Origin of the sequence: Streptomyces prunicolor (genome assembly GCF_045162825.1) — a bacterium.
In the GTDB taxonomy this organism is placed as follows: domain Bacteria; phylum Actinomycetota; class Actinomycetes; order Streptomycetales; family Streptomycetaceae; genus Streptomyces; species Streptomyces prunicolor.
This window is the reverse complement of sequence record NZ_CP108676.1, coordinates 6,761,236-6,780,572: the sequence shown is the minus strand read 5'-3', so window position 1 is coordinate 6,780,572 and position 19,337 is coordinate 6,761,236. Positions and strand designations below refer to the sequence as shown.

Annotated in this window: 17 protein-coding genes and 1 pseudogene; 11 read left to right on the top strand and 7 right to left on the bottom strand. The window is 64.8% G+C overall.

The annotated features are described in order from the left end of the window. The first annotated feature begins 29 nt into the window (after nucleotides 1–29). The 5 genes from OG588_RS31280 to OG588_RS31260 all read left to right on the top strand — a co-directional run bounded on the left by OG588_RS31280 (nucleotide 30) and on the right by OG588_RS31260 (nucleotide 6,517). Complete coding sequence (locus tag OG588_RS31280; protein WP_366096519.1) at nucleotides 30–1,007, top strand: glycosyltransferase family 2 protein; 978 nt, start codon at nucleotides 30–32, stop codon at nucleotides 1,005–1,007. After that, nucleotides 1,004–2,341 carry an alpha-2,8-polysialyltransferase family protein gene (locus OG588_RS31275; RefSeq protein ID WP_405950181.1) on the top strand — a complete coding sequence of 446 codons (1,338 nt, stop codon included), beginning with the start codon at nucleotides 1,004–1,006 and terminating at the stop codon, nucleotides 2,339–2,341. Before OG588_RS31280 ends, OG588_RS31275 begins: the two co-directional genes overlap by 4 nt. Nucleotides 2,342–2,570: 229 nt before the next feature. Then, the gene (locus OG588_RS31270) at nucleotides 2,571–3,746 is read left to right on the top strand and encodes an acyltransferase family protein (protein WP_405950180.1); all 1,176 of its coding nucleotides are present in this window, start codon (nucleotides 2,571–2,573) and stop codon (nucleotides 3,744–3,746) included. 396 nt (nucleotides 3,747–4,142) lie between these two features. Continuing rightward, on the top strand, nucleotides 4,143–5,540 hold the full coding sequence (locus tag OG588_RS31265) for a DUF1906 domain-containing protein (RefSeq protein ID WP_405950179.1): 1,398 nt from the start codon (nucleotides 4,143–4,145) through the stop codon (nucleotides 5,538–5,540). 65 nt (nucleotides 5,541–5,605) lie between these two features. Further along, a complete protein-coding gene (locus tag OG588_RS31260; protein ID WP_405950178.1) occupies nucleotides 5,606–6,517 on the top strand; it encodes a class I SAM-dependent methyltransferase in 912 nt (303 codons plus the stop codon). Here OG588_RS31260 and OG588_RS31255 read toward each other — a convergent pair. Beyond that, nucleotides 6,504–7,154, bottom strand: coding sequence for a TetR/AcrR family transcriptional regulator C-terminal domain-containing protein (locus OG588_RS31255; protein WP_405950177.1), 651 nt, complete (start codon nucleotides 7,152–7,154; stop codon nucleotides 6,504–6,506). The genes OG588_RS31260 and OG588_RS31255 overlap by 14 nt on opposite strands. 72 nt (nucleotides 7,155–7,226) lie before the next feature. On the opposite strand from OG588_RS31255, the gene OG588_RS31250 reads away from it, so the two are divergent. Next, nucleotides 7,227–8,660 (top strand): FAD-dependent oxidoreductase, encoded by a 1,434-nt coding sequence (locus tag OG588_RS31250; protein WP_405950176.1) that lies wholly within the window; start codon nucleotides 7,227–7,229, stop codon nucleotides 8,658–8,660. Here OG588_RS31250 and OG588_RS31245 read toward each other — a convergent pair. Continuing rightward, nucleotides 8,661–8,894 (bottom strand): annotated as a pseudogene (locus OG588_RS31245) (LysE family transporter); the annotation flags it as partial. A 35-nt stretch (nucleotides 8,895–8,929) separates the two neighbouring features. On the opposite strand from OG588_RS31245, the gene OG588_RS31240 reads away from it, so the two are divergent. The 3 genes from OG588_RS31240 (at nucleotide 8,930) to OG588_RS31230 (ending at nucleotide 11,999) form a co-directional block, all read left to right on the top strand. Next, nucleotides 8,930–10,507, top strand: a complete 1,578-nt coding sequence (locus tag OG588_RS31240) for a recombinase family protein (RefSeq protein WP_405950175.1) — start codon at nucleotides 8,930–8,932, stop codon at nucleotides 10,505–10,507. A gap of 365 nt (nucleotides 10,508–10,872) precedes the next feature. Continuing rightward, the gene (locus OG588_RS31235; RefSeq protein WP_405950174.1) at nucleotides 10,873–11,433 is read left to right on the top strand and encodes a hypothetical protein; all 561 of its coding nucleotides are present in this window, start codon (nucleotides 10,873–10,875) and stop codon (nucleotides 11,431–11,433) included. A 320-nt stretch (nucleotides 11,434–11,753) separates the two neighbouring features. Continuing rightward, complete coding sequence (locus OG588_RS31230; protein WP_405953253.1) at nucleotides 11,754–11,999, top strand: HNH endonuclease; 246 nt, start codon at nucleotides 11,754–11,756, stop codon at nucleotides 11,997–11,999. Here OG588_RS31230 and OG588_RS31225 read toward each other — a convergent pair. Continuing rightward, a complete protein-coding gene (locus OG588_RS31225; protein ID WP_405950173.1) occupies nucleotides 11,996–12,553 on the bottom strand; it encodes a hypothetical protein in 558 nt (185 codons plus the stop codon). The two genes, OG588_RS31230 and OG588_RS31225, sit on opposite strands and share 4 nt — an antisense overlap. 677 nt (nucleotides 12,554–13,230) lie before the next feature. On the opposite strand from OG588_RS31225, the gene OG588_RS31220 reads away from it, so the two are divergent. Beyond that, nucleotides 13,231–14,403, top strand: coding sequence for a phage major capsid protein (locus OG588_RS31220; RefSeq protein ID WP_405950172.1), 1,173 nt, complete (start codon nucleotides 13,231–13,233; stop codon nucleotides 14,401–14,403). Nucleotides 14,404–15,727: 1,324 nt separating this feature from the next. Here OG588_RS31220 and OG588_RS31215 read toward each other — a convergent pair. The 4 genes from OG588_RS31215 to leuE form a co-directional block, all read right to left on the bottom strand. Further along, nucleotides 15,728–16,561, bottom strand: coding sequence for a helix-turn-helix domain-containing protein (locus OG588_RS31215; RefSeq protein WP_405950171.1), 834 nt, complete (start codon nucleotides 16,559–16,561; stop codon nucleotides 15,728–15,730). Further along, on the bottom strand, nucleotides 16,551–17,072 hold the full coding sequence (locus OG588_RS31210; RefSeq protein WP_405950170.1) for a DUF6879 family protein: 522 nt from the start codon (nucleotides 17,070–17,072) through the stop codon (nucleotides 16,551–16,553). The genes OG588_RS31215 and OG588_RS31210 overlap by 11 nt, the downstream gene beginning before the upstream one ends. Continuing rightward, complete coding sequence (locus tag OG588_RS31205; protein WP_405950169.1) at nucleotides 17,056–17,262, bottom strand: hypothetical protein; 207 nt, start codon at nucleotides 17,260–17,262, stop codon at nucleotides 17,056–17,058. Before OG588_RS31205 ends, OG588_RS31210 begins: the two co-directional genes overlap by 17 nt. 452 nt (nucleotides 17,263–17,714) lie before the next feature. Next, the gene (gene leuE / locus OG588_RS31200) at nucleotides 17,715–18,365 is read right to left on the bottom strand and encodes a leucine efflux protein LeuE (protein WP_405950168.1); all 651 of its coding nucleotides are present in this window, start codon (nucleotides 18,363–18,365) and stop codon (nucleotides 17,715–17,717) included. A 132-nt stretch (nucleotides 18,366–18,497) separates the two neighbouring features. Between leuE and OG588_RS31195 the strand changes: the two genes are divergently transcribed. Then, on the top strand, nucleotides 18,498–19,322 hold the full coding sequence (locus OG588_RS31195) for a L,D-transpeptidase family protein (RefSeq protein ID WP_405950167.1): 825 nt from the start codon (nucleotides 18,498–18,500) through the stop codon (nucleotides 19,320–19,322). Nucleotides 19,323–19,337 lie beyond the last annotated feature (15 nt).

Genomic DNA, 19,337 nt, shown 5'->3' with positions numbered 1-19,337 from the left:
ATGACGGGCCGCCACCTAACGTCGTCTGCGTGGTCAAGCTCTCCGTCATCGTGCCGTTCTACAACGTGCAGCAATATGCGCCCGACACGCTCAAGAGCCTGCGGGCGAACGCGCGCACGGACTTCGAATTCATTCTCGTCGACGACTGCTCGCGCGACGGGACACCGGACATTCTCGCGCGCGCGGAGCGCGAGCTGCCAGGAGCGGTGCATGTCCGACACGAGAAGAACGGAGGTCTGGCGACCGCGCGCAACACCGGGATCGACAAGGCCCGCGGGGAGTATCTGACGTTCCTCGACGGGGACGACTGGCTCGCTCCCGGGTACTTCTCCCAACTGGTGGACGCCATCGAGGAGTTGGGCTGCGACTTCGTGCGCACGGACCATGTCCAGTGCACCGCGCGGGCCCGCACCATCAACCGCGTGCCGCACGGCAGGCGCGGGGTCGTGCTGGATCCGCGCGAGGCGATCCTGCCCGCCGACCGGTCCACCTCCGTCGACTACGCGTACGCCTGGGCGGGGATCTACCACCGCCGGCTGGTCGACCGCGGCCTGCTCCACTTCACCGACGGGCTGCGTACGGCCGAGGACCGGCCGTGGATCTGGAAGCTGCACCGGGAGGCGGAATCGTTCGCCGCGGTGAGTCTGCTCGGTGTCTTCTACCGGCGCGGGGTCGCCTCTTCCCTGACCCAGATCGGGGATGTCCGCCAACTCGATTTCATTCGCGCGTTCGACCAGGTGATCGAGGAGACGGCGCAGGACCGGGACGCGGACAAACTGCTTCCCAAAGCCGTTCGCACCTATTGCGCAATCATTTCCCATCATCTGGGATCCATCGAAAGGTTCGAGCCGGCGGTGGCGAGAAAACTGAAGTCGATGAGCGCCGTCGCGCTGCGGCGGATGCCGCAGGACGTGGTGGACGAGGCGCTCGACTCCATGGACATCCAGCGCGCGACGAGGCTGCGCCGACTGCGCCGCCGTCCCGCCGCCGCGGGGGCCGCCGCGTGACCACTCAGATCTTCCTGGCGTCGACGCTGTACGGCACCGCGACGCTCGCCGCCGCCCTCGACTCCGACTGCTTCGGCCCGGCGGACCGGCGCATCCTCCTGGTCTGCAACAACGCGGCGACCCCGGAGACCACACCCGGCCTCGACGAGGCACCCGGCTTCGAGCGGCTGCGGGAGCGCTTCGACGACGTGCTGTCGTGGAACGAGACCATCTCCCCCTTCCACCCCGGCGGTTGGTCCCCGCGCCTGGACGACGTCCCGATGTGGGAGCGCCATCTGCGACTCCTGTGGAACCTCGGTGACGACCCCGTGGAACTGGCCGTCGAGTCGATCCAGGTCAACCCGGCGCTCGGCGTCAGCCAGATCTTCACCGGCGCCCCCGTCACCGTCTACGCCGACGGCCTGATGAGCTACGGCCCGACCCGCAACAAGATCGACCCGCTGGTCGGCACCCGGGTGGACCGCCTGCTCCACCTGGACCTGGTCCCGGGTCTGGTCCCGCTGCTCCTCACCGAGTTCGGCGTCGAGCCGGAGATCGTCCCGACCGACGCCTTCGTCAAGGTGCTCTCCGAACTCGGCGACACCGCCGAGGAGTTGCCCGCACTCCCCGACGAACCCGCCCTGCTGCTCGGCCAGTACCTCTCCGCGCTCGACATCCTCACCGCGGAGGAGGAAGAGGACCTGCACGTCCGGATGTTGCGCGGCGTGGTCCAACTCGGCCACACCCGCGTGGTGTTCAAGCCGCACCCCTCGGCCCCGGCCCGCTGGTCGCGCGCGCTGGAGCAGGAGGCGGAGAAGCTCGGCGCCGACCTCACGGTCCTGGACACCCCGGTCCTCGCCGAGGTCCTCTACCAGCGGCTGCGCCCCGTCCTGGTCGTCGGCTGCTTCTCCACGGCCCTGCTCACCGCCGGCGCGCTCTACGGCCTCCCGGTGGCCCGGGTCGGCACGGCCACGCTCCTGGACCGGCTGACGCCGTACGAGAACAGCAACCGGGTGCCGGTGACGGTCGTCGACGCGCTGCTGCCCGAACTCACGGACCGTACGGCGGTCTCCGAGCAGCGTCCGGGCCTGGACGTGGCGACGCTGAACGAGCTCGTCCGGGCCGTCGGCTACGCGATGCAGCCGAAGATCTACCCGCAGCTGCGCCCGGCCGCCGAGGGCTATCTGACCCGGCGCCTGGACTCGCACAGCTGGCGCTACTTCAAGCGCAAGCGCCTCACCTCGCTGGCGCTGCCCGGCGCGGTACCGGCCCAGCTCGCGTTCATCCCGCGCAACGCGACCGTGCGCCGGGTCGCCCGGCGCGCGCGGCTGCTGAAGCGGACCGTGAGCCGCTGACACACGGAGAACAGCGCGGGCCGGCTCCCCCGAGGAGTCGGCCCGCGCTGTTTTCCAGGCTCCCTACACGGGGGCCGTAGCCATGCCCCCATGAGGTTGTGTACGCCAAAACGAAGCCTGGATGAACGGCCGGGGACGGGGTGACGAAGGGTCGCGTCCGGGGCGTAAACCCGCCCGGATGTCGGACTAGTGTGCTGTGACCCAGCCCAGTCCCATCGAGGGGAAACCTGTGATCGACACGCCCGCGGACACCCGGGAGCACCCGACGGGCACCGTGGTCCGCGCCGTCCTGCCGCCGACCGCCGACGCGGCTCCCCCGTCGCAGCCGCCGCAGCCGCCCAAGCGCCGGGAGAGCCGACTACGCGCCCTGGACGGGCTGCGCCTGGTCGCCGCGCTGATGGTGGCGGCGTACCACTACGGCGGCCGGGACGGCGAGGTCGTGCAGGCCTGGGGCACCTCCCCGAGGCACCAGTTCCCCACCCTGCACTCGCTGTTCTCGTACGGCTGCCTGGGTGTGCAGGTGTTCTTCGTGATCAGCGGGTTCGTCATCTGCATGAGCGGCTGGGGCCGCCCGCTGCGCTCCTTCTTCGCCTCCCGCGCCTCCCGGCTGCTGCCCGCGTACTGGGCTGCGATCCTCATCATCACCGGCGTCTTCGCGCTGCCGGTGGTGGCGTACAAGGCCGCCGCGCCGAGCGACGTCCTGGTCAACCTGACCATGCTCCAGATGCCGTTGGGCGTCGACCGGGTACTGGGTGTGTGCTGGACGCTGTGGGCGGAGATCCGCTTCTACGCCCTGTTCGCCCTGTGCGTGGTACTGCCCGGCGCGAACCGGCGCCGCGTGATCATGTTCTGCGCCGGCTGGACGCTCGCCGCGGCGATCACCCAGGGCGCCAAGTCGCCGCTGCTGGACATCATCCTGATGCCGGAGTACGCCCCGTACTTCATCGGCGGCGTCGGCCTCTACCTCGTGCACCGCGACCGCAAGGACGCCTACGCGTGGGGCATCGTCGCCGTCAGCTGGCTGATCGGCCAGCACTACGCGGTGGCCAGGCTGTGGCACGCCCCGAACGACACGGCGTTCTCCAACCGCTCCGCCTGGGGCATCATCCTGGTCGTCACCTTCGGCTACGTCGCCGTCGCCGCGATCGCGCTGGGCTGGATGCGCTGGGCGAACTGGCGCTGGCTGACGGTCGCGGGCGCGCTGACGTACCCCTTCTACCTCGTGCACGAGCATCTGGGCTGGGTCGTCATCAAGGCCTACCACCGGACCCTGGGCATCCCGTCGTACGCGACCATCGTCCTCACGGTCGTCACGATGCTCGTCCTGGCCTGGGTGCTGAACCGCGTCGTGGAGGAGCGGCTGACGCCACGCCTGCGCGCGCTGCTGTCGACGCCGCGCAACTGACCGCTCGCCAGACCCCGCAGAACTCCGCGCCCGCCGCGGCCGACATATCGCTGTCGGTCGCGGCGGGCTTTTTCCATGGGAAACCCAGTTCATCTGGTGCACACTGAAAATACATGGAATATAAATTCCATACCTACGTCCTACGGAATTCGCAATTCCGCATTTCGCTTTCGAACTCCGGCGATCAAAACCCCCCTTGAACGATCATCAGGGACCTCATAGCCTTTCCAGGGGTCGGGGATGAACGACCAGTTCAGACTGCGTCCTCGGTTTCATCGCCCCCCTTTTCCGGCAAAAACTTCCACTGTTCAGCGCTGCGCCCTCGCAACAGCCCCCGTCCAGGCGGACGTACCGACCACCACCCGGCAACTCGGCTACCAGGGACACCGGTTCACCGTGCCGGACTCCTGGAAGGTGGTCGACCTCGCGAAGAACCCGGACGCCTGTGTGCGGTTCGACCAGCACACGGTGTATCTCGGGCACCCCGGTACGGACCAGGACTGCCCGAGCCACCTCGTCGGACGCACCGAGTCCCTGCTCATCGAGCCGACCGCCAACCCGGTGGACCGGCGGGGGACGGTGGCCGACCCCGTCGAGCGCGAGTACCGCGCCAAGGCGGACAAGGTGAGCGTCACGGCGACGTACGACACAAACCCGGCGCTCGTCCGGACCATCCTCTCCGGCGCCGGGGTCCCGGCGTCCGCTCCCCGCGTCCAGGACTCCGCGCCGAACGCAGGCCGCGTCCAGGACTCGGCGGCCTCACCGCTCCTCTCCGCGACCACCGCCGCCCTGCCGGCGACCGCCACCAACTACACCGGCAAGGGCTTCGACACCTGCGCCGCGCCCTCGTCCGCCGCCATGAGCGCCTGGCAGTCCAGCTCGCCCTACAGCGCGGTCGGCATCTACACCGGCGGCTCCCAGCGCGCCTGCGCCCAGCCCAACCTCACAGCGAGCTGGGTGCAGCAACAGGCCGACGCCGGCCGGCGTTTCGTCCCCGTCTACGTCGGCCCGCAGGCGGCCGCCGTCACCTCGCCGGCGAGCCAGGGCATCAGCGCCGCGAACGACGCCGTCAGCAACGCGGTCACCCTGGGGTTCGGCGCCGGTTCGACGCTGTACTACGACATGGAGGCGTACTCCTCGTCGTACAGCGCGAACGTGCCGGCCTTCGAGTCGGCGTGGACCGAGCAGCTGCACGCCCGCGGCTACCACTCCGGGATCTACAGCAGCTCCAGCTCCGGCATCAACGACCTGGCGGACAACTTCGGTTCGTACACCATGCCGGACGTCATCTTCTCCGCGCTGCGGAACGGCGCGGCGGACGCCGACGACCCGGTCGTGCCGAGCACCCGGTGGAGCAACCACCAGCGGATCCACCAGTACTCGGGCGGGCACGGCGAGACCTGGGGCGGCACGACGATCAACATCGACCAGGACTGCCTGGACGTCCAGATCGCCACGGACACCGCCACTCCGCACGGCCGGGTGTGGGACCGGGTCCGCAAGGGGACCCCCGGCAACTGGAGCGTCAGCAGCGAGGTCGACGGCAACGGCGCCATCTTCGGCACCTATCGACCGGTACGCCCAATGGCACTCTCCACGCCGGCACCAACGCCTGACGAATTCGCCTGCGGCAATTCCGCGGGAGACTTCGGCAATTCCGCAGGAGAGTGGGGCGTCCGGAACTCCCGCACGGGTGTTTCCCGGACGCCCCACTCAGGACCATCACACAGCGGGCTCACAGGAATTGGCTATTCGTTCACCTCGCGGCCCGATTGCGCGGGCGGTGTTGGGTAGACGCTGAGGAGTCCCGCACGGGCTCAGGCAGGCGAGCCCGTCCCCCTCAGGGAGTGTGCTGCGCCATGACCCCCACACCCGGCACGATACGACCGCCCCACCGGCTCGACGACGTTCCCGGCTGGTTCCCTGTTCTCGACCAGGTGCTTTTCGAATGGTTCCTGGACCGGCAGGAGTCGACGGGAACGCGGGGTGATCTGCTGGAAGTCGGGGTGTACATGGGCAAGAGCGCGATCTGCCTCGGCCGACACGGCCGCGAGGGCGAGAAGTTCACGGTGTGCGACCTCTTCGAGGGCGACGCGCTGGACGGCGCCAACCAGGCGGAGGCGACGAAGTCGTACGCCTCCCTCACCCAGCGCACCTTCGAGGAGAACTACCTCGCCTTCCACGAGACGCTCCCCCGCGTCCTGAAGGGCCCCAGCAGCATCGTCCCGGCCGAAGTCGCCCCGGCCAGCTGCCGGTTCGTGCACATCGACGCCTCGCACCTGTACGAGCACGTCCGCGACGACATCGGCGCGGCCCGTGACGCCCTGCTGCCCGGCGGGATCGTGGTCCTGGACGACTTCCGCTCGGAACACACGCCCGGCGTCTCCGTCGCCGTATGGGAGGCGGTGCTCTCCAGGGGCCTGCGCCCGATCTGCCTGAGCACCCAGAAGCTCTACGGCACCTGGGAGGACCCCGGTCCCGTGCAGGACGAGCTGCTGGCGATGGTGCGCGGGCGCGATGACTGCGACCTCAGCATCCAGCAGGCCGCCGGACACCGGATCGTCCGCCTCAAGTCGAAGAAGGGCATGCAGGCTCCGCCCTTCCCACCGTCCCGGTTCGCACACCGCTCGGAAGAGGTGGCGCCCCGGCCGGCGGCGGCAAAAGTCCCGCTCCGCCGCCGCCGCGGCACGGCCCGTGCCCGCCGCATCGCGGCCGACGTGCTGCCGCCGATCCTCACGCGAGCGATCCGCAACGGCCTCAGCCGGTCCTGAACCGCGCCTCGATACCGGCGACGACCAGGTCGAGCCCTTCCTCGAAGTGCCGGCCGTAATCCTCGAAGATCTCCGCGCCCGCCGCGGCCGACAACGGGAAGTCGGCCATCAGGCGGGCGCGTTCGTCCACGTCGTAGCCCGCCCGGCGCTCGTCCGGCAGCGGCTGGACACCCTGTTCCTCGCTGACGAAACCGATCGTGTAGAGGTACGACGTCGAGGTCGCGCGGACCGCCTGGGCGAGGGTGAAGCCGGCCTCCGTGAACAGGCGCAGCGTGCGTTCCATCTCCACGGCGTGCAGGGTTCCGGTGAAGCGTGAGCCGCTGAAGACCTTGGCGCCGTCGCGGTAGCCGAGCAGTGCGTCGCGCAGTCCTCGGTTGGACTTCAGCAGCCGGTCCCGCCAGGTGTCCTCGGCGGTGACCGGGGAGTCGGCGACCATCCGCCGGTACATCTCCGTGGCCATCTCGTCGAGCAGCGCCTGCTTGTCCTTGAAGTGCCAGTACAGCGCGGGCGCCTTGACGTCCAGCTCCTTGGCGATGGCGCGCAGGCTCAGCCCGTCGAGACCGACCTCGTTCAGCAGGCGCAGGGCCGTGTCCGCGACGCGCTTGCGGTCCAGGGGGGTGCGTCGTTCCGTACTCACGCTTGACAACTTAACACCGTTAAGGCCACCCTCGGAACCAGCCGCACTTAACAGCGTTAAGGAGACTGGATCATGACCGAGCACGTGGACGTGTCGATCGGACAAGTGGACGTACTGATCGTGGGCGCCGGCCCCACCGGACTCGCCCTCGGCGTCGATCTGGCCCGGCGTGGAGTGGACGCGCTGGTCGTGGAGCGCGGCACGGGGCTGTCCCCCGGCTCACGCGGCAAGGGCCTGCAGCCGCGCACGATGGAGGTCTTCGACGACCTCGGCGTGCTGGACGCGATCCTCGCGGCGGGCGGCGACTACCCGGTCGGGATGGTCTGGCAGGACGGCGAGCGGGTCGCCGAGCAGAACATGTTCGACCCGGCCGAGACGAACGAGGACTCGCCGTACGGCGCCCCGTGGATGGTGCCCCAGTGGCGCACCCAGGAGATCCTGCGGGCCCGGCTCGACGAGCTGGGCGGCCGGGTGTCCTTCGGCCGCGAGGTCACCGGGATCGCCCAGGACGAGGACGGTGTGACGGTCGCGTTCGCGTCCGGCGCCCCCGTCCGCGCCCGGTACGCGGTGGCCGCGGACGGCGGTCGCTCGGTGATCCGGCGGGCCCTCGGCATCGCCATGACCGGCGAGACCGTCGACCCGAATCCGATCCTGGTCGCCGACACCCGGATCACCGGCCTGGACCGCGACAACTGGCACATCTTCCCGCCGCGCGGCGACGAGGGCTTCCTCGCGATCTGCCCGCTGGCCGGGACCGAGGACTTCCAGGTGGTCGCCCAACTCCTGGACGACAGCGCGCCCGACCTCTCTCTCGACGGCGTGCGCAAGCTCGTCGCCAGCCGCTCGCATCTCGCCCCCGAGGACGTGACCGAGGTCCGCTGGGCTTCGGACTTCCGCCCCCGGGCCGCCCTCGCGGACCGTTTCCAGGAGGGCCGGGTCTTCCTCGCCGGGGACGCGGCGCACGTCCACTCGCCGGCCGGCGGCCAGGGCCTCAACACCAGCGTCCAGGACGCCTACAACCTGGGCTGGAAACTGGGCGCGGTGCTGCGCGGCCAGGCCCCCGCGAGCCTGCTCGACACCTACGAGGAGGAGCGGCTCCCCAACGCCGCCGAGATGCTCGGCCTGTCCACCAAGGTGCACCGGGGCGAGGCCCGCCGCGGCGAGGCGACCCGCCAACTGGGCATCGGCTACCGGGAGTCGAGCCTCACGGAGGAGACCCGGGCAGCCACGGACGCGCTACGCGCCGGCGACCGCGCCCCGAACCGCACCATCGCGGGCGTACGCCTCCTGGACGCCTTCCGGGGCCCGCACTGGACCCTGCTCGCGCTGGGCACGGCGGCACCGGCGGTCGGCGACAACGACGCCGTACGCGTCGTGGAAGGCCCGCCGACCGAGCCGTACGGAACGGGCCTCTTCCTGGTCCGCCCCGACGGCTACGTCGGCTGGGCGGGCGACACGGAGAGCGGCCTGGCCAAGTACACGGAACGCTTCGGCCTGAAGGCCTAGTTACACGGAGCTGGCCAGTGACAGCTTCACCGCGAAGCCCAGGAACAACGCCCCCGCCGCCGAGGTGGCCCCCGCCGCGAGCCGCCTACGCCGGCGGAAAGCCGTCGCCAGCCGGGTCCCGCTGAAGATCAGCGCACTGAGGTACAGGAAGCTCGCCAGCTGCGCGAAGGCGCCGAGCACGACGAACGACAGCGCGGGGTAGGCGTACCCCGGGTCGACGAACTGCACGAAGAACGTTCCAGAATCCAACTGCATGTACGCTCGCGCCCATGACCGCTACGAAGACCGCTCCCGAGTGGACCGCCGAGGAACTGGCAGAGCTAGCCGAACTCCAGGCCACGAACGATGCGCTGCCGGAGGGGGCGCCCCGTGGGCTCCTGTCGGTACGCCTGTCCATCCTCACCGAGGACACCACCAGCCCAGCCCGGCAGGAGCTTGACCTTCGTCGCCATGCCATCCGAGAGGGCATCAGGGTTGTCGGCGTAGCCAGGGACCTCGGAGTGTCTGCAACCAAGAAAGCACCTTGGGAGCGGAAGGAACTCGGGGACTGGCTCAACAACCGCATACCAGAGTTTGACCTCATTCTGTTCTGGAAGCTGGACCGGTTCATCAGGCGGATTTCTGACCTACACGAGGTCATCAAGTGGTGCGAGAAGTTCGGGAAGAACCTGGTTTCTCTTAATGACACGCTGGACCTGTCATCTCCCATGGCCCAGGCGATGGTGACATTCGTCGCAGCAGTTGCAGAGATTGAAGCCGCCAACACCAAAACCCGCGTTTCATCCCACTGGGAATACACTAAGCAGCAGGATCAATGGCGTATCGGTAAGCCATCGTTTGGCTACAAGACTGGCAGGGTGCGCGGGAAACTCCGCCTAGTACAAGATCCCAAGCAAGCGCGGGCAGTGCGCTATATGTACAAAGCTGCGATTCGGGGGGTTCCGGCAAACCGAATCGCTAAGGTCCTAGACAGGGCCAAGGTTCCGACCTACAGCAACGGGAAATGGAACAACCAGCAAGTTCTCAGGACCCTTAGGAATCCTGCCGTCAAGGGGATTCGCACGGAGGGAGGAACGAAAGCGGCCACCTACAAATCCACACCGGTACTGGACAAGAACGGCCAGGAAATCAGGGTCACGGATAACCCGATCCTGACTGATGAAGAGTTCGAGAACGTACAAGCAGCACTTTCCCTCCGCTCGAAGAACAAGCGCCATCATGAGAAGAACCGCCATCCCACCAGGTTCCTCGGCGTCATGAAACACCAGTGCGGTAGAAACATTAACGAAACGAACAACTACAGGACACTTTCTACCGGCGAAGTGAAAGAGTATCGGTACCTGCGGTGCCCCGAGTGCCGGAAGCCAGGGTTCGTGACACCGGACCCTGAACATGTGTACTCGGCTCTGGCGCAAGCCGTCTTTGAGGCCCTGGGGGATTTCGAGGTGATCCGCCGCGAGTACGCCCGAGGCGACGAGAACAGGCGTGAGCGGAAGCGACTGGAAGACTCCATTGCCTACTACATGTCCGGGCTGGAGCCCGGCGGAAGGTTCGATAAGGCCGGATTCATTCGCGAAAAGGCAGAGACCACGCTAGACGCTCTCATGAACGACTTGACGAAGATCGACCCGGAGTCCACAAAAGACAGGTGGGTCTACGAAAGCACCGGCATTACCTACAGTCAACATTGGAAGACCGGTGGCGTAGAAGCCATGGAAAAAGATCTACTGAGCGCCGGAATCACTTTCGAACTTGGAAAACAGGACGATGGGGAACTGTTGGGGCGGTTGATCATTCCGCACGATGTTGAGAAGCGACTGATCAGGATGGACAACAACTGGAGTTAGCCATACCGGCGCACTCCTCGAAACCAAAATACCCCCTCCAGAAGGAGGGGGCATTTCTTATGTCAACTCTCGGATGGATAGACGACATCAGCAACAACTCTCCGGTTACCATCCTGATCCTGGATCACGGTTACAACACGCATACTCCCCCTACCTCGACCCCGAGGACGTGCGCCGGGTGCTAGTGGTGAAGAAACCTTGCATCGCTCCCCCCTGGCGAAGTCAAAGGCACCGTTTAAACGCCCTTCCTTGAAACCGCCAGGGGCACGACGGTAGAAATAGCCAGCGCGCCCGCTTCGGCCTCAACCAGGCGGCAGGGCTGTAGCAGTCGCCACGCGCCCTCACGATTTGGAGAACCCGGAAAGATGAACTCCCGCGTAGACCACGACCTTTGGCGGCGCTGCATAGCCCACGATCCGTGCATCAGACAGAACACCTTCGCCGTGGGAATGGCTTTCTCGATGTTCGGGGACTACTCGGACGGGACGGATGTGTTTCCGTCCATGGCGACCATTGCTGAAATGGTCGGCCTGTCCAATGCAACCAAGGTCCATCCGCACCGTAGGAAGCTTGTCGAGTGCGGCTACCTCACGGATACCGGAATCCGCTCGGGCGCCGATACCGTCGTCTACTGCCTCACTGCCCCGGCTGAGGTGTTGACGGCAGTCAAGACCGGACCGGAGGGGCGCAAGCGTCAGAAGCCCGAGAATGGCCCTACGAAGGCCGCTGCGGCGGACCTTGACCGCTGGGGCCCCTCGGCCGCTGAACGGCCGTCCACAGCCCCTACCGGGCCGATTGATCTCACTCTTGAGCAGAAGCTTTGGTTCCTCGACGGAGAGGAACCGGGGGCCTGGCCGTGGCGCGAGATTCCTTACGCCTCGGCCGAACACGCCTATCAGCTCTATGCCGGGCAGGTAGCCCGCTAGTGCTCCTATGGGTACAGGGGATATACCCGAGCGGGTACACAATCTCATAGGGATCTCAATAGAGATCCCATATCTATAGTTCATAAGACGGTGTACCCCTTCGGGTACACCTATGCCCTGGCCGATCGAAGAGCGGGCAGAAAGCCAGGCTCCCTATCGGGGCTGACTCTGGCCAAGGCTGAAAGATCGAAGCCTGCGGAGCAGAGCGAACGACGAGAGCGTGACTCCTTCGGCCCGTGAGCCTTCAGAGTCTCTATCGGCCAAGGCCGAAGCGAACGACTCCCGAGAAGGGGTCGGAGCGGGAGAAGTAATCTCCTTCAATTTCAGCTATAGGCGCTAGCCGGCTGAGGCTATTCGGAGCCGACTACCAATGGAAAAAAGTAAGGGCTGAAGCCATCAGGCTCCAGCCTTACTGTTCGCGCTGCGGTACCGATCAAGACCTAACCGGATATCACATCACCCCTCGGAAAGAGGGAGGCACGAACACGCTCGACAACGTGCGCGTTCTGTGCCGCTCATGCAACACGAGGCAAGAGAACGACTGCCGGAAGGGCAAGAGGTACTAACGGCGAAATCCGAAGTCCTGAAGGTCTTGAACGGCTCGCGCCTCGAAGGATTTCTTTGCTCCTTCAAGTTCTTCCAACTTTCGCGCTAGTCCTTCACCAAACATGCGCATCTCCCAAGTTCCCATTGGGAAAGGACCCTGAGCCAAATATGAGTGCGCAAGCCTATGATCTTCCAGCTTCTCGCAGACAAAAAGCACAACAACAGTAGCAAGTCGCGCTGACTCATGAGTGTTCAGCGGTCCGGCAAGCGCAACTTCCGTTCGAGCATTTTCGATAGGTTTGACTGCGTCAATAAATACTTCCAACTCTGCAAGTATCGACTGCCCGTTAAGTAATCGCCTGACAATCTTCTCAAGCTGCAACTCGGCAGTTCCGAGAATTAGCAAGAAGTTCTTGTATCTCTCTTCCCGCTTGCCCCAACTCTCCTTCAGGTGCTCCGATCGAGCGCCAATTTGAGCCACCTCACGCGAGTACCGACCGCCTATGAAAGCCACCCCGGCGGCCGAAACTGATCCTGCTAGTGCGCCAAGCACCGCCGCCACCCCAGCGTCCATGGAGCGGATCGTAGCGTCTGGTAGGCCGGGCCAACACTGTCCCTGGCAGCCCAACGCATCCCTGGCTGGACTTCTACGGACAGGCCGCAATGGACCAGCATCCCCCACCACGCCAGGCGACGCCTTGTCAAGCTCCCTGGCTCAGATTCTTGGTCCCTAAAGGGGAGGGGAGATCCAAAACATTTTTGGGATCACTTTCCGCACCCGCGTCTTTCCCTCCCCGTGAACACGCGGGGGTTAGCCGGAACTCGTGGGACCGATAGGCGGTCCGCAACTCGGCCGAGGCGTTCGAAGGGTTCTCAATATTGAGCTGGGTAGCCTGTGAGGTTTCGTGCTACCTAACGGTTCTATGAAGGGTGAAAGCTGAACCTCGAAGAGGCATGGGACATGAAGAACACAGTCGAGCTGAAGTGCTGGGCTTGTGAGAAGCCCTTCGATATCGAATACGGCCCTGGCCGTCCACCCCGGTATTGCAACCCTTCCTGCAAGAATCAAGCTCGGCGCAATGCGCGCCGAGACCGCTTCGTTGAACGCGTAGAGCAACAGCGCGCAGCTCGCGCTAAAGAAGCCCTAGCCAACTAACAGAACTACAGACACAACAAAGCCGCCCCACCCGACTCCGGGTGCAGGGCGGCTTTTTCATGGCCTCTTCCGGCCAAAACCTCTAAGGAATATCAATGACTGACTGCCCTCCCCTGTTCAAGGCTCAGGCTAAGGCTGCTCTGGAGAAGCGTTCCCGTCTCGTTGCCGAGATGCGCTCTGTGAATGACAACAAGAATCTTTCCAACGCGGAGAAGCGTGAACGCATCGAGGAGCTTGACTCGGACATCAACGGCCTTGAGGCCGAGGCCCGAGATGCTGTCGAGCGTGGCGAACGGGAGGCCGAGGTTCGGTCGCTCATGACCCGCGCTGGCGGCCTGTTCGCACCGACCGGAAATCGGCATCAGGACAAGGGAAATTCGTGGCGCGGCCTGATGCCGTCCGCGAACGAGTACCGCGAACTTATCGCCGAGAATTCCCCGAGTAGCGGCGGCTATGTGGTGCCGTCCGAGACGGCTTCCAAGTACGTGGACGCGCTAAAGGCTAACTCGACCTTCCTCCGGGGTCTCCCTGCCGACAGCATAGTCCCGTTCAATTCGGAGACTTTCTCGGTTCCACAGCTTGTCTCTTCCACTGGCGGTGACTACGTAGAAGAGGGCCAGACCATCCCGGAAGGGGAAATGGTCTGGGGTGAGGTTAAGTTCGAAAGCCAGAAGATCGGCCGCATACAGTGGGCGTCGGTCGAGGTGCTGGAAGACAGCGCCGTCAATCTGCGTAACGTGATTGCTAGCAACCTTCTTCGTGACGCTAGCCTCAAGTTCGACGCTGATGCATTCACCGGTTCGGGGACCAATCCGATCAAGGGCATTCTTTCTCAGGGCGTCTCTACGACTCTTGGTTCCGGAAAGACGTCGATCACCTACGACGATTTGGCGGACGCCGTTGCCCGGATCGAGGCTATGAACGGAACGCCTTCGGTCGTATGGGCTTCCGTTGATATGGCTGCGGCTCTCCGAAAGGAAAAGGCCGCTGGTTCTGGCACCTACCAGGGTGGTTCTCCGGTTAACTCTCCTGCTTCCACTGCATGGGGTTTGCCGATCCTTCCGAGTGCCTTCCTACCGCCCAAAACTGTCGCGGTGGCTGATGGCTCGCGCATCATGGTTGGTATCCGCCGCAACGCCTCGGTAAAGGTTTCCGAGGACGCACGCTTCGATTCAGATCAAGTTGGCTTCAAGCTGACTATGCGAGTCGCTGGCGTTTCTCTGGCCGAGACTTCTTCGGTGCAGGTCGTGAAGGCTGCCACTAGCTAAGTAGCTGGTAGGGCAGGGAACGGTTTTCGATTGCCCCGTTCCCTGTCCTACGATAAGGAATATTCCTCGGGGGAAAGGTCAAAGCGTGAAGACTCCACTCGATGAGATCATGGCGTTGTCTACCCCCATTATCTCGACTGGCTGTCGAGTCTGGAAAGGGAAGACTACATCGCAGAGTGAGCCCGTTTTCGGGCGCGGCCGTAAAACTCTAGTGAAGAGATATCTTACGGCGAAGAAGTACCGAGGGCCGATCACCGCGAACACCTTCGAGAACCGGTGCGGGAACCAGCTCTGCATCACAGTGACTCACCTGGTCTTGCCCGATCGGCGCTGTTCCAAGAGATCACTGAAAGACCACTAAAACTTCAGGGGTACCCCGAGCCGGCTCGGGGTACCCCTGCTTTTTTCGTTTCACCCTAGAAGGCTTCGGATCATTCATCTTGCAGATATACAGAAGCCCCGCCCGCACGCCACGGGGGACGACGTACAGGCGGGGCCGTTCTCGGGCGTTCTGATCAGTGCGAGGCTTGTTCTGGCGTGCTCTGGGCACGCAGTTCAGTTCTGCTTCAAAACCTGTATCCGGTGAGGCGCCCGCCCGCGCACTGAGTGCACCGGACTTTTTCCCGACCATTGCAGGTGACACATCCGCCGAACCCACCGCACGCAGGGCACCAGACTTCGCGACTCCCGAAACACTCTCCACAGATCGCGGATACGCCGTTCAACCACTCGATAATGGAAGGGCGGCCATTGTCATAACCTCGCCGACCAGCCCTCGGCTTTTCGGGTGCGGTGGCCATGACCTAGTCCCCGTGCGTGCATTGCCGAACCCTGCGAGCCGCCTCGAAGCGAGCGGAGGCGTCACCGGCCTTCTTGGCCGTCTCCAATGCGGCAAGGGCTTGCGCGCACTGGTGGCACCCTTCACGAGGCTTGGCCTCGTACAGCCAATCATCTAGGGGCAGGTCGACGGCTTCGCCCGGATAGGTCATACAGCCACCCCCCAAACCGTCGCGGTGGGGAGCTTTCTCCCCTGACCCACGCCGCTATGCGGATGGTTGCTGATCTCTTGATTAGCACTCGTCACAGCTTCCAGCACGCCCGCTTCGCGGGCCACTTCTCGGGAATTCCCGAGGGCTGCGCACGTCATGCACCCCTCGACCCCGACAGGTTCAAGTCCGGGGATGTTCCTCGCTACTGGTCCGGAACTGGATTCAGCCTCCGACTTGTCCTCAAGCATCGATCGCCCCTCGGCTCCACGTCTGTCACGTAATGGTGCCGCGAAGCGTGCAGTCGAACGAGCTTTATTTGTGTTGTCGGGTAGGAATCACGAGCGGAACCTTTCGGCCCACTCGAACAGACGTCCCCTGCATTGATCCCCGAACAACGCCAAGCCTTCATATACGGCAAACTCATCTAGGTATGCCGATACATCCCGGTGGTCTCTGAATACCATTGCGCCCGTCTGTGTCTCGACGGTCACGATCCGCGTGTCATATACGGTGAAGGTATTCAACGGCCCTACCGACATATGACCTTCAAGCGGGATGACCCCGAGGTGAACGTTCGGCAGCAAGGAAATCGATGCCAGTCGGTCAACCTGCATCGCCATGGCTGCCGAGGGCAGGAATGGCCACCTAACGGCCTGCTCAGTAAGAATGAACGTGAAGCGTTTCGACGTATCGTATAGAACTGCCTGTCGCTCTAGCTTCTTGGCAATCGCCTTGCTGTGATCTCCCGGGATGTGGGCGAGACTCGCTCTCACATACTCGGGCGTTGCCAACAGCCCGGTAATCATCGACAGCAGGAAATACCGGAATTCTGTGGACGACTGCTCGAACCCGGCTAGCTCGTTCTGCTTCTTCTCTAGACCGGTTCGGCGCTGGTTCCAAACGTCTTGCCATTCGCTGTTTGCATTGCGCGCCAGGGCCGCGACTCGTGAAACGAGTTCCGGAGGTGCGTCCAGGGCTCTTAGAATTAGCTCAACATCAACTAGAGTGGGAGTTAGTTTCCCTCCTTCGATATTACTGATCTTCGTTTGACTCATATTGGACAGCAGAGCGAGCCGGGCCTGTGTGATCCCGGCTCGCTTTCGGAGCGTCTTGAGAGTGTCGGCTAGGTCCGCCTTGGACTGCCCCATCTCCTCTGGCTCAAACGTCAAGACCCTTCACGTACTCCTCAAAAGGTACCGACGCGGTCAGTGCGATGCGCTGATATTCGAGGTACAGCGCCACGTCGCCCTCGTACACTTCCCGGCCGATCTGCGTGCCGTCGTCCTCATAGTTCATGAGGACGACTTCCTTTTTGTCGAACATCCAGAAGTCTTGGACGCCCGCGAGGGGATTTCCTCGATCGGTCACGTCCATGATTCGGATGTCTTCTCCGGCCCATACGTGCGGCCGGTAATACATGAACTCGTACCTGAGGTATTCCGACAGGGGGCGAGTCACGATGTGTACGCGTCCCTTGCTCTTTCCTTCCCGACGCACCCTCTTGAGGTCTTCGGTGTAGGAGTTCGAGTGCGTGTGGGGGTCGATTCGATCACCCGCCAGAAAGGCCCGGATCTCCTCCTCTTCTTGAGGGACCCTGTATTCGGGCAGGGTCTCAAGTCGCCATGCTTCGCTTTGAAAGTCCCGGAACTTGGCTTGCCACGCTTCACCATCCAAGGGCACGAACGGCCTCCCTGAGTACCGATTCCGGGATCTCCACCAGGGTCTCACCCTGCGGAGGCTGGAAAGCCTCGGACAGGTCGCCCTGGACGATGATGGAGCCGCTTGCGGTTCGGTACACGTTGGGGCAGTCGTTCTGATTGCACTCACCGTTGCCGTTGCCGGTAAGGCGGGTCAGTTCTTCGCGGGCCATGCCGAAACCCCCTTGTGTCTGGCCCCAATTGGGGCCCTTGAACACGACCGTACGGGGGTCGCTCATGGTCGTCTATGCGGCATCGCCAATATTTGCGTTGTCGGGTACCGGCAGGTGGACGCGCAGGGGCTCACGCTGTCCGAGAAAGGCATGGGCACGTACGTCCTGCGGCCGGGGGAGCGGGACGCCCAAGGCGGGGCCTAGAGGGTTGGCAAAACCCTGAGGACCTCAGGACGTCTCAGGGCTACTCACGGCCTTGACGGTGAGTGGCTGTCGTTTCCGCCTGCTGGGCGTGCTGGCAAGCGCAGAGAACGGGGTGACCTTGGGGGGCTCCTGGGACTCCATGGGGAGCCTCTTGGGCAGGCCTAGGGCTCCCAGTGCCTCATGCTGCTCTTGGAGGCTCATTCGGGCGAACAGGACCGCAGCATCGTCAAGTTGAGACATGTCAGCCCCTACACGCTTGCCAGAGACAGCTTGACGGCGAACCCCAGGAAGAGCACCCCGGCGGCCGAGGTGGCCCCGGCGCTGAGCATCCTCCGGCGACGGAACGCGGCAGCCAGACGAGACCCGCCGAAGATGAGCGCGGACAGGTACAACACGCTTGCCAACTGGGCGAGTACGCCCAAGGTCAGGAAGCCCACGACCGGGTTGGACTCCGACACGAACTGCACGAAGAAGGCCACGAAAAACAGGATCGCCTTCGGGTTGAAGAGACTCACGACGAAGGCACGGCGGTAGGGCCGCTCCTCGGCCGCCTCCTCGGCGGGCGCCGCCTCCATAGCCGCCGCCCGCTCCTTGCGGCTGCGCCACATCGCCCACGCGGCCCGCAGCATCCCGAACGCCAGCCAGGTCAGATACCCGGCCCCCGCGTACTTCACGATCCCGAACAGCACGGCGTTGGCCTCCAACAGCGAGGCGACCCCGGCCGCGGAGAGCGTCATCAGCACGGTGTCCCCGCACCAGACACCGGCGGCGGCCGTGTACCCGGCCCGGGTGCCGCGCCGGGCGGCGACCGAGAGGACGTACAGGGAGTTGGGGCCGGGCAGCAGGACGATCAGGACCAGGCCGGCGAGGTAGGTGGGGAGGTCTATGACACCGAGCATGAGAACGAGTGTCGCACGCGCAGGACGCCGTTCGCGGCCTGTTATCCGGGGGTACGTGTCCGGGGTACGAGGCCGGTGAGACGACGGGGGTCCGCGATGCGTACTACGGGTATGGGGAGGCGTACAACGGGCATGGCGAGAGGGTTCGCCGCCGCGGCGGCCCTGTCGGCACTGGTGGCCCTGTGCGGCTGCACGGTGCAGGGCACGGACGCGGACGGCAAGCACCACTTGCCCGTACGCATCCAGCTTCCGGACAGCGGCAGTGGCAGTGGCACCGGTACCGGCGACGACAAGGCTTCCGCCTCCCCGCGCACCGCCCGCGCCGCGAACGTCCTCTGGGCGCGCGGCGACAGCGGCACGGACGTGCGCGAGTTGCAGGCGCGGCTACGGCAGGTCGACTGGCTCTTCGACGGGCCGACCGGGTCCTACGACGATCTCACCGAGCAGGCCGTCGCGGGTTTCCAGAGCAAGCGCGGGCTGCCGAAGACGGGCGAGACCGACACCGTCACCTGGCAGCGGCTGCTGAAGATGACGCACGCGCCGGGCAAGTGGGACCTGTATCTGATGGGCGGCCAGCCGGCCGGCGCGCCCGACCCGCGCTGTCTCACCGGCCGGGTGCTGTGCATCGACAAGACGAGCCGCACCCTGCGCTGGATGATCGACGGGCGGACGGTGTCGACGATGTCGGTGCGGTTCGGCGCGCAGTACACCCCGACCCGCGACGGTGTGTTCCAGGTCTACTGGAAGGCCCGGACGTGGGTGTCCACGCTCTACCACTCCCCCATGCCGTACGCGATGTTCTTCAGCGGCGGCCAGGCGGTGCACTACTCGTACGACTTCTCGATGCGGGGTTACGCGGGCGGCTCGCACGGCTGCGTCAACGTCCGGGACGAGGCGGCGATCGCGAGTCTCTTCGCCCAGGTGCGGACCGGCGACAAGGTCGTCGTCTACCAATAGGTGGATGAGGCGCGG

What these genes read in the sequence shown, in the direction of transcription:
- leuE (WP_405950168.1), bottom strand. Translation starts at nt 18,365, where the DNA reads ATGCTCGGTGTCATAGACCTCCCCACCTACCTCGCCGGCCTGGTCCTG.
- OG588_RS31195 (WP_405950167.1), top strand. Translation starts at nt 18,498, where the DNA reads ATGGCGAGAGGGTTCGCCGCCGCGGCGGCCCTGTCGGCACTGGTGGCC.
- OG588_RS31260 (WP_405950178.1), top strand. Translation starts at nt 5,606, where the DNA reads ATGACCCCCACACCCGGCACGATACGACCGCCCCACCGGCTCGACGAC.
- OG588_RS31235 (WP_405950174.1), top strand. Translation starts at nt 10,873, where the DNA reads ATGAACTCCCGCGTAGACCACGACCTTTGGCGGCGCTGCATAGCCCAC.
- OG588_RS31250 (WP_405950176.1), top strand. Translation starts at nt 7,227, where the DNA reads ATGACCGAGCACGTGGACGTGTCGATCGGACAAGTGGACGTACTGATC.
- OG588_RS31220 (WP_405950172.1), top strand. Translation starts at nt 13,231, where the DNA reads ATGACTGACTGCCCTCCCCTGTTCAAGGCTCAGGCTAAGGCTGCTCTG.
- OG588_RS31240 (WP_405950175.1), top strand. Translation starts at nt 8,930, where the DNA reads ATGACCGCTACGAAGACCGCTCCCGAGTGGACCGCCGAGGAACTGGCA.
- OG588_RS31225 (WP_405950173.1), bottom strand. Translation starts at nt 12,553, where the DNA reads ATGGACGCTGGGGTGGCGGCGGTGCTTGGCGCACTAGCAGGATCAGTT.
- OG588_RS31205 (WP_405950169.1), bottom strand. Translation starts at nt 17,262, where the DNA reads ATGGCCCGCGAAGAACTGACCCGCCTTACCGGCAACGGCAACGGTGAG.